Raw genomic sequence first — 12,494 nt, forward strand, 5'->3', positions numbered from 1 at the left:
CCGCCGCTGCCGCGCTGGTTTGCCCATCGCGGCGGTGGCGATCAAGCCCCCGAAAACACCCTTGCCGGCATCCGCCGGGCTGCGGCGCTCGGCCTGCAAGCCGTCGAATTCGACGTGATGCTCAGTGCCGACGGCACGCCGCTGCTGATCCACGACGAAACTCTGGAACGTACGACCAATGGTTGCGGCCAGGTCGCGGCAACGCCCGATTCCGTTCTGTTCAAGCTCGATGCTGGTGGCGAGCCGCCGCCACGCTTCAGCGATGCCGCCCGCCTTTGTCGCCAGCTCGGCCTGCTGGCCAATGTCGAAATCAAGCCCGCCGCCGGTTACGAGGTACTCACCGGCGAAACGGTTGCCGCACTCGCCGCGCAATGCTGGCAAGGCGCGGCCGTGCCGCCGCTGCTCTCGTCGTTCTCTGTTGAGGCCCTGGCCGCAGCCCGTCGGGCCGCACCGCAACTACCCTGCGGCTGGCTGGTCGAAACCCCGCCGCCCGACTGGCCGCAACGCCTGCAACAACTCGGCGCCCGGACCCTGCACTGTGCTGCCGCCGCGACCACCCCGCAACTTCTCGCTCAAGCCCGCGCCCTCGGCGTACCGGTGCTGGTTTACACGGTCAACGACGCAAAACAGGCAAAAAGCCTGCTCGCCACCGGGGTGGCTGCGGTGTTTACGGATCGGTTGGACCTGGCGCGAGTGGCGTTAGGGTAGGGCGCTCTCAATCCTCACCCAAACCCCTCGGAGGGGCCTGCCGTGCCGGTCGAGCCAGGTGTTCGATAGTGGAAAGTGCCGTTAACACTGCCAATCAAGACGCCAGAGAAGACGCCAGAGAAGACGCCAGAGCAAAAACAAACAACTTTTGTAGCCCAGCCGCCGCTCCCCGCTTGGGAGAAGAGCCAGGGGTGAGGGGTGTTTGACGTCGTAAATGTCGGCACATAAGATGCGTCCATGCGTACCATTGCCGATATTGATAGCCCAACGCTTGCCGCAACCAGGCTCTTTGTCTGGAGGTTGGCGGTTGGTTATGACTTGGTCGGGGCTTTTCTTTTTGGTAGTCGCGCTCGCAATGAGCATCGCGCAGATAGCGATGCGGATGTCGCCGTATTGCTGCGGGGGCGGCATGAGCGTTTCGTTTCGACCAAACTCGAAATGGACGATATTGCTTATGACGTGCTGCTCGAAACTGGAATTCGCATTCAGCCGTTACCCATCTGGGAAGACGAGTGGGCGCATCCTGAAAATTATTCAAATCCTCGCTTGCTGCAAAACATCGAGAGAGAAGGAATTCGGCTGTGAATGCCGCCGATCTGATGTCCAAGGCGCGGCGAGCCCTTGAATCGGCGCGCTTTCTCCTTTCTGCGGCAGACCCGGATGGCGCTTGCAACCGGGCCTACTATGCGATGTTCGATGCGGCGCGAGCAGCCTTGCCGGTTTCCGCTGCGGGGGTTCCAGCAGAAGTATCGAAAACGCAAGGCGGGTTGATTACTGCGTTCAGCCTGCATCTGGTCAAGACTGGGCGTTTCCCGGTTGAAATGGGAAGGTCTCTTAATAAAGTTGAGGACTTGCGTTTGATCGCAGATTACAAAGGCGACTCGCTGGAACAAGCCGATGCGGCATGGGCGGTTGGTCAGGCAGTGGTTTTTGTTGAGACCGTGGCCCAGGTATTCGAGGTTTGAGGGGTGCTTTCCTCTCCTCCGGTTTTTGTGCTATACCCTAATCGCCCTTTTTCCGTTGGAGATTCCCGGATGTCTCTGGTTCGTCCCTTGCTCGCCCGTATGACCCGCTGTTTTGCCGCTCTGGCAATGTTCGGGGTGATCACTCATGGCTTCTCTGCGCAGGCCGAAGAGGCTGGCAAGGTAGTGCTGGTGGTGGGCGATGTGCGGATGGCCGGCGAGGCCTTGCGGGTTGGCGACGATGTTCGTGTCGGCGCGCCGCTGGCGACGGGGGGCGATGGTTACCTCTATATCAAGACGGTCGATAACGGCTTCCTGATCCTGCGCCCGAACAGCGCCGCGACAGTGGTGGCGTATCGCGTCGATAGTGCCAAGCCGGCTGAAAGCCGCTTCAAGATTGAACTGCATCAGGGCGTGGTGCGTAATATTTCGGGCGAGGCCGTAAAAAGTGCCAGGCAGAATTTCCGGTTCAATACCCCGGTAGCGGCCATCGGCGTGCGTGGCACGGATTTCACCGCCTATGCCGACGCGCTGGTGACTCGTGTCGCAGTGCTTTCTGGCGGCGTTGTGGTCAGCGGCTTTGGCGATGGCTGCAATCGTGCCGGTAACGGTCCCTGCGAAGGCGCCCAGACGCGCGAACTGTTTGCCGGGCAACCGGGTATGGTCTTGCAGGTCGGCAAGGGGCAGGGCGTGCCGCAATTGATCAAGGGCAACGGCCTTTCGCCCGATGTTTCGACGCCGCCGCGAGCCGACGAGCCGGCAGCGGGCAGCGCAGCCGTGCGCAACGGCGCGGCAACCGCCGATGCCAATCTCGATCCGCTCAAGTCCGACCGCATCGCGCTGGCCGGCGAAGCACCCAAGCCGGCACCGGAAGCGGTGCGTCCGGCCATCGAATGGGGGCGCTGGCAGGCGTTCGCTGATGAAAAGGCCAATGTCGACCTGGTGGGCTTGATGAAGACGCACAACCTCGATGCCTTCAACGCCTATTTCGCGATGCTGCGCCCTAAGGATGCGGTTTGGGAAAACCCGACTTCGGGCAGCGTCGATTTCCGCCTGCAGGCGGCGCAAGCCCTTATTCAGCCGGATGTTGGCGGCGCCTACGCGGCAGCCGTTGAAAACGGTCGTCTGCATGTCAATTTTGCCCAAAGCAGTTTTACCACCGGCTTCGACCTGATTGCCAACGGTCAGCGCATTGCGCGGCAGGCCGAAGGGCGTGTCTTTGCTGACGGTTCGTTCCAGAATGTCAGCCAATTTCTAGGTAACAATAATATGCTCGTCCAGGGGGTCCTTGGGCGTGATACGGCTCTTCGTGCCGGTTATCTTTTCCAGTCGCGCTTGGATGACGGACGGATCGCCTACGGCGCCACCATGTGGGTTAAATAAGCCTTTGCGCCAAATTTTGTTGGCAGAAGCGCGACACGCATTCTGTCGGCAAGATGAAATGTGACGGATGTCACACTGCCTCGGGGGTATCTCTGAGAGTATAGATCCCGCATTAATGCACCCAGGTTTTGCGTGCCCTTTAGTGCGGGGTTGCAAAAAACCTTCACTTTGTGAATATTCATAGGAGCTAATTCAATGGCTTTGACTACTGCCCAAATTCAAAACGCCTACGTTGCGTTCTTCAACCGTCCGGCCGACGTCGCTGGTCTGAACTACTGGAGCACCTACGCTGGTAACTCCGCCGATCTGCTGAATACCTTTGCTCAGTCCGCAGAGTACAAGGCTTTGTACGCCAACATGAACAGCACGCAGATCGTTAACGCTGTTTACCAGAACCTTTTTGGTCGCACTCCGGAAGTCTCCGGTCTGAACTACTGGGTTACCCAGCTGGATAATGGTGCTCTGAAAGTTGGTAACGTTGCTGATGCCATTAATAAGGGTGCTCAGGGTACGGACGCTTCGATTATCTCTAACAAGGTGACTGTGGCTACTGCCTTCACCAATGATATCGCTGCTTCCACCGCCAAGACTGTTGCTTATGCTGGTGTTAATGCTACCGGCTTGCAGGCTGTTAAGGATTGGCTGAGCACTGTTACCAGCGATGCTGCTACCGTGACCACCGCGACGGGCACTGCAATGACGACTGTGCAGGCCACTGTTCAGAACAACGTGGCAGCCAGCGGCTCCAGCTTTACCCTTACCACGGTTGCAGATGTCGTTGCCGGTACTTCCAGTAACGATACGATTCGCGGCACGGTGTCTCTTGATACCGATGGCGCTGCCACCTCTGCTTCTACTTTCAATACTGCTGACCAAATTTCCGCTGGTGGCGGTGCTGATACCTTGGAGCTTGTGGTTGAAGGTAGTGGCACTGGTGCTGCGACGACTAATGCACCTGCTGCGTCTCTTTCTAGCATCGAAACTGTTTCTATTCGCAGCGTGACGGCTGCTAGCGAATTCTTTGCATTTAATGGCGCTAATGCTGGGGCAACCACCTTCGTGGTTGATCGTTCTACCGGTGCCGTTAATCTGAGCAATACGGGTACTGCTGCTCTGACTATCAAGGGCGACGGTGCTACGGCTAATGGCGCAGTAGCAGTTACCTCGGTTGGTTCGTCCTCTGTGACTGCCGCGCTGACTCTGAATCTGCAGGGTGGGACTACCACTGATGGGTCTTTTGCAGTCTCCGATTCTACTAATGCCAATTGGACCGCAGCTACGATCAACTCCACTGGTGCGGCCAATGGCTTTGGTACGATCAACCTGACCTCTGCAAATAAGGTTAAGGATTTGACCATTAATGCAACTAGCGCGGTGGCTACTGGTAATATCTCCGGTTTTGACGCTACTGCTGGTGTGATTAATACCATCACCATTGCTGGTGCCGCTGCTGCTACCACCACCAATACTGGTGTTTCTATCGGTACTCTGGATGATGCGGTTGAAACGGTGAATGCATCTGGTCTGACCGTTGGCGGTTTGACCATGACTCTGTCCAGCTCGGATGGCATGGCCGCACTGAAGGTTACTGGTGGTGCTGGTCAAGATAAAATCACTACTGGTGCAGTTGCTCTTGGCTCTAGTGCCGCTATCGATGCTGCCGGTGGTGCGACCGACCGTCTGATTGTGGCAGCCAGTGCTCACGTTGATGCAACTCTGGGTAAGCTGTACAAAGGCTTTGAACAAGTTGAGCTTTCCAATGGCTCCGCAGCCTCCATTTCCCTGGATGTGTCTCAGCTGAAAGACAACAACAGCATCGATACCGTTCGCTTCAACATCACTTCGGACGGTACCGATGGTGCAGCTGTCTCTAATCTGACTGCTGCTCAAGCTGCTGCCGTTACGGTTGTAGGGTATGCCGCAACTACCGACGGGCAGCTGACTGTCGGGGTTAAGAATGCTACCGATGTCGGTCAGATTGATACTGTTAAGCTGTCTTTCGATGATGGTGCCACTGCCGTTAATACCATTTCGCTGAATAATACCGATGGTGGCTTGGTGCTTTCTGGTGTTGAGAATTTGACGCTGGACGCTTCTGCAGATAAGGCTACGGTTATTCTGGGTACGGATGCGGCTGCGCTGACCTCTGTTACTCTGACCGGTGCCAAGGATATCAACGCTTCCTTTACTGCAGCCTATACGTTTAATGCCAACACCGCGATCAACGGTTCTGATGCCACCGGTGCGCTTACTATCAATACTGCTCTTGCTACCGATTCGACTGCTGCTGTAGCTATTACCGGTGGTGCGAAAGCTGATAGCATTACGTTCTATGCAGGTGCTGCTACCGATGCAAGCGACGCTCCGGCTAGTGTTGTCAATGGTGGGGCTGGTATGGACACGATTTCCATCAATGTCAGCGCAACCGATGTCGCCACCGATCTGACTGCTACCATGGTGTCTTATAAGATTGTCAGCGACGTTGTTTCCACCGCCAATGCTGATCTGATCAAAACTTTTGATTCCAGTGGTACTGATTTGGCTACGGATGGTGTTGGTACTGATTCGACTTGGGCGTACAAGTATACTGGGGCGCTTTCCAATGGTACCGGTACCTCCAGCGACGGTATTGCCTCCGCTGAGATCGTGAGCAATTCGACTGTTGCGGGCGCTCTTGCAGATGGTGGTGCAGGTAATGCCGTAGTGTTCCGTGTGACCGGTAGCTTGGATTCTACTTCTGGGACTGCCTTGGGTAATCTGATTACCACCTTCAATGAAACCAATGCTGCCACCTTTATCAGCAAGCTTGTTGCTACTGGTGGTACCTTGAACGGTGCGATCAGCAACTTGGATAGCGTTCTTGCAGCAGCTGATTCTGCACTCTTCATTGTGGATGACGGCACCAACTCTGCTATCCTGCGTGTCACTAACACTAGCACCGCTACGGCTAATACCTTGACCGCTGATGAAATCACCCTGGTCGGTGTTGTTGCTAATGTGAACGACTTTGGTGGCGCCGGTGCTACCGGTACGCTGACTTGGTAATCGGGGCAGAGGCAGTTATTTCTACCTGATAACAGGTTTGTAGTGATTAAAGCCCCGGTCTATTAGGCCGGGGCTTATTTTTTTGATTGGTTTTTGCTGCAATGAAAAAACGAGGTTTTTCTGCAAAGCGCTATGGCGGGGAAAAAAATCCTAGCCAACCTGTGACTTTGGAGCAGTTGCTTCATAAAGGGCTGGAGGCAATTGAGCGGCAGCGGTGGCAAGAGGCCTCTTCAATTTACAAGTTTTTAGCCTGTGAGCGACCTAATCACCCTGATGTGTTACATGGGCTTGCTCGGATAGCCTGGGGTGAGGGGCGGACTACTGAAGGACTTGCTTTGTTGCGGCGAGCCCTTTACGTCAGTCCGGCATTTTGGCCTTTCTGTGTCCTGCTGGGTGATTGGCACCTAGCGGTCGGAGATGTGGAGGAAGGATATAGCAATTGGCGGAAGGCGCTTATTATTGGTGCTCCACCCCCCTTGGTGGTTGAGCGTCTTGAGTCCTCCTATCCACTTGTTAAACTTGATCAGAAGCTTTTCGCACAGGCTCTTGTTGCCCGTGCTAATGGCTTGGTATGTCTAAAAGAAGGAAGGGATGCTGAGGCTGTTGTTCATTATCTAGCAGCATTTGATTGCCCTGTTTTTGCTGCTACAGCTTTGGAATATAAAGAAGCAGGTACTGCTGCTCTTAATGCTAAATCCTTCGATTTGGCTGAAAAATGGTTGTTTTTGGCTCAAAGAGATCTTCCTGGTGACCCGGATATCGTACTTAATTTGGGAAATGTCGCCCAATTCTATCGGGATCATTTCAAAGCAGAGGCTTATTATCGCCGCGTGCTTGAATTAAAGCCTTCTATGCCTGAGGCGTATAACAATTTAGGGGTTGTTCTTAAGAATACAAGTCGTCTTTTGGAGGGGGAGGAATGTCTCCGCCAGGCTATTAAGTTGAGGGATAGTTATTCTGCTGCATGGAATAATCTTGGATTGGTTCTGCAGTTGCAAAATCGTCTGGAAGAGGCTGAGATTGCTTTGCGGCGTGGGTTGCAGTTGGCGCCAACTGATGTTGATTTGGCAATGAATCTTGGTGCAGTTTTGGGGCAGCAAGGTAGGAGAGCAGAGGCTGAACCTTTCTACCAAAAAGCAGCAGAGCTGGCTCCAGATAATGCGATAGTGTTGTGTAATCTTGGTGTAAACGCTTTTGAAAAAAAAGACTACGTTTTTGCTAAACAGTGTTATGAGAAAGCTATAGCTGCAGATCCGAAATGGATGCCAGCTCGCAATAATTTATCTGCGCTGTATATGGATGTTGGTCGTCATGAGCAGGCGATTGAAATCTGTAAGGAAATTCTGGCGATTGAGCCGGATTATGCTGATGCTTATAATAACATGGGGATTTCTTATCGCCAAATTAACCGGCTAGGTGAGGCAAAGAGTGCTCTTGAGAGGTGTTTGGATATAAAATCCGATCATAAGGAAGCTCTTTCGAATTTAGCTTTTGTAAATCAGGATCTTGGTGATTTCGAAAAGGCTCTGGATCTTTATCGTCGTGCTTTAGAGGTTGATAATAAAAAGAAGACCTCGTGGGATAATTATCTTTTTTGTTCGAATTATCATCCGAGTTTGAGTCAAGATGAGCATTTGGCTATTTATTCGCATTATGATTCGGTGATGGGCTTGGTTGATAAACCAATTAATGCTCTGCCTTGCCCAATAAATGATCGTAAGCTTCGTGTCGGATATGTTTCTGGTGATTTGCGTAAACATCCGCAGCAGCATTTTTTTATGCCGTTCCTTGATCACCATGATCGGAACCGTTTTGAGGTCTGGTGTTATCACAATGGTGTTATTGAAGATGATGTCAGCCGTGAAATGATTGCAAAGTCTGATGGGTGGCGAAGAACTTCCGCTATGAATTCAGAAGAAATGGCTCGCCAGATTGCAGACGATAAAATTGACATCCTTGTTGATCTTGCGGGGCATACAGGGGGTAATCGTACCGATGTGTATCCCTATCGGGCAGCTCCGGTACAGCTTGCAAGTTTGTTGGGGTGGAATTTTGGAGTTGGTTTGTCGTGTATGGATGCATTAATTGGCGATTATTGGACGTTGCCGGAAAGTCTCGAACAATACACCATAGAGCCGTTGCTCCGTCTGCCATGTAACACCTATGTTTGTCGCATGGATCCAAACTTGCCGCGTCTCCATAGTCTGCCAGCTAGACGTCGCGGCTATTTGACTTTTGGGACAACAACACGCTCAGTTCGGCTAAATGACCGTGATCTTGGACTGTGGGCTGAATTGTTAAAGTCGGTTCCGAATAGTCATTTGCAATTTAATAGTCGAAATTTCAAAGACCCTGCCTCCATCAATCGTATGATTGATTTTTTTGGTTTGCGTGGAGTTTCGGCTGATAGGCTGGAGTTCGATTTTACGTCACCAATTTACAAGGCTTTCGAAAGTATTGATATTTATCTCGATACTTTTCCTCATAATAATGGAACAACATTGTTTGAGGCTTTGTGGTACGGGTTGCCTGTTATTACCAAAATGGATAGGCCGCCTTTTGGTTGTATTGGTGCCTCAATATTGCATCATGGGGGTATGCCAGACCTCATTGCTAAAACAGAAGAGGAGTATATTTCTATTGCGCAGCGATTGGCAGGTGACTTGGATGCTCTGGAGCGACGGCGGATTTTTCAACGTGATACCATTGCTTCAACCGCACTGTTTGATGAAGTGACATCTGTGCGTTGGTTTGAACGTGCTTATTTTGCAATGTATCAAAAGAAACTTGAGGGGTTAAAACAATGAAAGTAGTGATTTTGGCTGGAGGTTTGGGTACACGCATCAGTGAAGAAAGTATCACTAAACCTAAGCCGATGGTGGAGATTGGCGGTAAGCCAATCCTCTGGCACATCATGAAGATTTATGCGTCTTGGGGATTTAATGAGTTTGTGATTTGCCTAGGATACAAAGGCTACCTGATCAAGGAGTATTTTTACAATTACTTCCTACACCAGGCTGATGTCACAATCGATTTGAAACAGAATCGTGTCGACTATCGCAATGGTAAAGCCGAGCCTTGGGTAATTCACCTTGTGGATACTGGTGAAAACACCATGACCGGCGGGCGAGTCAAGCGCATTGGTGATTATGTTCGTGATGACGAGTTTTTTTTCCTAACCTATGGTGATGCAGTTACCGACCTGGACATCCCTGCAACGTTAGCACAGCATCGCGAACGCGGAAAGTTGGCAACGTTGACTGCAGTTCGTCCTCCTGCACGCTTTGGGAATCTGGCTCTAGAAGGTCTACAAGTTCAGCGCTTTGTTGAGAAACCGAAAGATGGAGCGGGTTTGATCAACGGTGGATTTTTCGTCTTGTCGCCCAAGGTGCTTGACTATATCGAAACCGATGCAACAGTCTGGGAACAGGAGCCCCTTAATCAGCTTACCGCTGAGGGGCAACTTGAGGCCCACATTCATAATGGTTTCTGGCAACCCATGGATACGATTTACGAAAAAAATCTGCTGGAAAATATGTGGAGCTCCGGCAAGGCTGCGTGGAAACGCTGGGAGTAAGTATGAACAATGAAAAGGCGTGGGAAGAAAAATACCAAGAAGGCTATGGTAACAATTATGTCGAAAGCCATATACTTCGTCTTTATTTTTATCTGCTTCGACGTGAGTTTGGCCTGAAAAGCAGCAAGATGTTTGATTGGGGCATGGGCAATGGCCTGAATGCGGAGTTTCTTGCCCGGCAAGGACTTGAGGTTTCCGGTTGTGATGTCAGTGCCTCTGCCGTCGAACAAGCACGCCTTCGTGTCCCCACTAGGGCAGCACACTTCCAGGCCACAACACTGGGGGATGATTCTTTTGGAATCAATGGGGGGGGTATGACCTTCTGTTGGCCAATGAATCGATTTACTACCTCGACGACACGCAAGTCAATCGGCTGTGCGAGTGCACCAAGGAGGCGCTTACCACCCGAGGTTTGTTCTTGGTCACCTAGATTGTCAAGGAGCACTACTATTTTGACTGGGCTGAACCACAAACCGACGGCTTGTGGCTGGCAAAAATCTAGGGCCGTCAGAATGAGGAGTTCCTGATGAACTTTAAGACGGGCTCTGAGGCAGTGACTCTGTTGAGCCAACATTTCACCCTTGCACGCAAAGGGTATTATGACATGCAGATCAATGAGGGCCGCCGTCTGCACTACTGGTATTTGTTGCAAAGGAAAGAACATGTTTGATATCCCATTCGCCAAGCCTTCGATTACTGATCGCGAAGTCGCGTATGCCACTGATGCAGCCGCCAATGGGTGGGGTAAGAAATGTTACGAGTACATTACGCGCTTTGAGCGGTCGTTTGCGGAATATCTGGGCGCTAAGCATGCCATCGCAACCTCGAGTTGCACAGGGGCCTTGCATATCGCCATGCGTGCTCTTGGAATTGGCGACGGTGATGAAGTCATCCTGCCTGAGATTACCTGGATTGCCTCGGCCGCACCGGTGACTTACGAGAGGGCCAAACCGGTATTTGTGGATATCGATCCGAAAACTTGGTGCATCGACGTTACTAAGGTTGAGGCGGCCATCACCCCCCGGACTAAGGCCATCATTGCCGTTCACCTCTACGGCAACCTGTGTGACATGGCACGCTTGCGAGAAATTGCGAATCGTCATGGGCTCTATCTGATCGAAGATGCTGCCGAGGCATTGGGCTCTCAGTGGCAGAGGCAAAAGGCCGGTAGTGTTGCAGACGTGGGCGTGTTTTCTTTCCATGGGACAAAAACGATCACCACAGGTGAGGGGGGTATGTTGGTCTGTCAGCGGGATGACATCTACGAAAAGGCACTCCTGCAGTCCAATCACGGCCGTAAGCCATCGAAGCACACCATCTTCTGGATGGATGAGGTTGGCGTTAAATACAAAATGTCGAACATCCAGGCCGCTATTGGCCTAGCGCAGATCGAGCGCATTGAAGAGTTAGTGACACGTAAGCGTGAAATATTCGCTTATTACCAATCCGCGTTGGCCGATCTTGACGTTGATTTGAATCCGGAAAATCCGGGCGATGTGAATTCTTACTGGCTGCCCGCTGTCGTCGCGCACGGTGGTCTGAGTGAAGAAAAGCGCGATGCAATGCTGGAAGAGGCTAATGCGCAGGGAATCGGGTTGCGGCCATTCTTTTATTCATTGACACGCTTTCCGATGTTCTCACACCTCAAGGAGTCACCTGTCTCTGCCAAGGTCTGTCGAGCTGGGCTTAACTTACCGAGCTTCCATGATATGACGGAAGATGATTTGAAGGTGGTCGTGGCCGAGGTACGCAAAGGTTTGAGTACATGAATCCAGATTTCTGGCAAGGTAAGCGTGTTTTCCTGACCGGGCACACTGGATTCAAGGGGGGGTGGCTAAGTCTGCTGCTGGAGCGTCTTGGTGCAGTGGTTACTGGATATGCCCTAGCACCTGCGACGCAGCCCTGCTTGTTCGAGCTGGCACATGTAGCGCAGGGTTTAAAGGCCAGCCATCTCGCCGATATCCGCGATACGAAGGCGCTGACTGCTGCAATGCAGCAAGCGGAACCAGAGATCGTCTTTCATTTGGCTGCACAACCGCTTGTACGAGCAAGCTACAGGGACCCGTCGGAGACTTGGTCGACCAATGTCATGGGAACGGTCAATGTGCTGGAAGCGGTGCGCAACTGCCCCGGCGTTCGGGCTGTTCTGGTGGTGACCACCGATAAGTGTTACGAAAATCGTGAATGGGTCTGGGGGTATCGTGAAATCGATGCTCTGGGAGGTTACGATCCTTATTCCGCCTCGAAAGCCAGCGCCGAGCATGTGGTCGCGAGCTATCGCCGTTCTTTCTTGGCTGAAAAAGGTGTGCTCATAGCGACTGCTCGGGCTGGGAATGTGATCGGGGGGGGGGATTGGTCCGAGGACAGACTCATCCCAGATGTGGTGCGTGCCGTGGCAAATAATGAACCTCTGGTCATCCGAAACCCGTTGGCAACTCGCCCTTGGCAGCATGTACTGGAAGCCATCAACGGGTACATGCTGTTGGCTGAGCGTTTGCTGGCAGGGGATGAATCTTTTGCCGAGGCGTTTAACTTTGGGCCGGGAAGCGAAGGCAATCGTACGGTGCAAGAGGTACTGTCCGGGCTAAACAAACACTGGCCTAGGCTAAGTTGGCATCACGATCAGTCTCAGCAGCTTCATGAGGCAGGCTTCCTATTTCTCGATACTAGCCTCGCTCGTTCGCGACTCAAATGGGCTCCATGCTGGGAATTCGATGAGGGAGTTGCACAGACGGCATATTGGTACCATCAAGTGCTAGCGGACCCTTCCTCGGCTCGCGAAATTACATTGCACCAGATTCAAACTTATTTTGGATAGA

10 protein-coding genes are annotated in these 12,494 nt (G+C 52.4%); all 10 read left to right on the top strand.

Going from position 1 to position 12,494, the window contains the following annotated elements; genetic code table 11:
• Positions 1–6: 6 nt before the first annotated feature.
• The 10 genes from ugpQ to rfbG all read left to right on the top strand — a co-directional run bounded on the left by ugpQ (position 7) and on the right by rfbG (position 12,493).
• Entirely contained in the window at positions 7–708 is a 702-nt protein-coding gene (ugpQ, locus tag VX159_RS03610; RefSeq protein ID WP_371325488.1) for a glycerophosphodiester phosphodiesterase, read from the top strand.
• Between the two features lie 237 nt (positions 709–945).
• Positions 946–1,293 (top strand): nucleotidyltransferase domain-containing protein, encoded by a 348-nt coding sequence (locus VX159_RS03615; protein WP_371324626.1) that lies wholly within the window; start codon positions 946–948, stop codon positions 1,291–1,293.
• Positions 1,290–1,673 carry a HEPN domain-containing protein gene (locus VX159_RS03620; protein ID WP_371324627.1) on the top strand — a complete coding sequence of 128 codons (384 nt, stop codon included), beginning with the start codon at positions 1,290–1,292 and terminating at the stop codon, positions 1,671–1,673. The genes VX159_RS03615 and VX159_RS03620 overlap by 4 nt, the downstream gene beginning before the upstream one ends.
• A gap of 69 nt (positions 1,674–1,742) precedes the next feature.
• Positions 1,743–3,053: a FecR domain-containing protein gene (locus VX159_RS03625; RefSeq protein WP_371324628.1), complete on the top strand. Its 1,311-nt coding sequence runs from the start codon at positions 1,743–1,745 to the stop codon at positions 3,051–3,053.
• Positions 3,054–3,248: 195 nt separating this feature from the next.
• Positions 3,249–6,098, top strand: a complete 2,850-nt coding sequence (locus VX159_RS03630; protein ID WP_371324629.1) for a DUF4214 domain-containing protein — start codon at positions 3,249–3,251, stop codon at positions 6,096–6,098.
• A 101-nt stretch (positions 6,099–6,199) separates the two neighbouring features.
• A complete protein-coding gene (locus VX159_RS03635; protein ID WP_371324630.1) occupies positions 6,200–8,905 on the top strand; it encodes a tetratricopeptide repeat protein in 2,706 nt (901 codons plus the stop codon).
• A complete protein-coding gene (gene rfbF / locus VX159_RS03640) occupies positions 8,902–9,675 on the top strand; it encodes a glucose-1-phosphate cytidylyltransferase (protein ID WP_371324631.1) in 774 nt (257 codons plus the stop codon). Before VX159_RS03635 ends, rfbF begins: the two co-directional genes overlap by 4 nt.
• 2 nt (positions 9,676–9,677) lie before the next feature.
• Entirely contained in the window at positions 9,678–10,202 is a 525-nt protein-coding gene (locus VX159_RS03645) for a class I SAM-dependent methyltransferase (RefSeq protein WP_371324632.1), read from the top strand.
• Positions 10,203–10,337: 135 nt separating this feature from the next.
• A complete protein-coding gene (locus VX159_RS03650; protein ID WP_371324633.1) occupies positions 10,338–11,444 on the top strand; it encodes a DegT/DnrJ/EryC1/StrS family aminotransferase in 1,107 nt (368 codons plus the stop codon).
• The gene (gene rfbG, locus VX159_RS03655) at positions 11,441–12,493 is read left to right on the top strand and encodes a CDP-glucose 4,6-dehydratase (protein ID WP_371324634.1); all 1,053 of its coding nucleotides are present in this window, start codon (positions 11,441–11,443) and stop codon (positions 12,491–12,493) included. The genes VX159_RS03650 and rfbG overlap by 4 nt, the downstream gene beginning before the upstream one ends.
• The last annotated feature ends 1 nt before the right edge of the window (position 12,494 follow it).

The organism is Dechloromonas sp. ZY10 (assembly GCF_041378895.1).
GTDB lineage: Bacteria > Pseudomonadota > Gammaproteobacteria > Burkholderiales > Rhodocyclaceae > Azonexus > Azonexus aquae.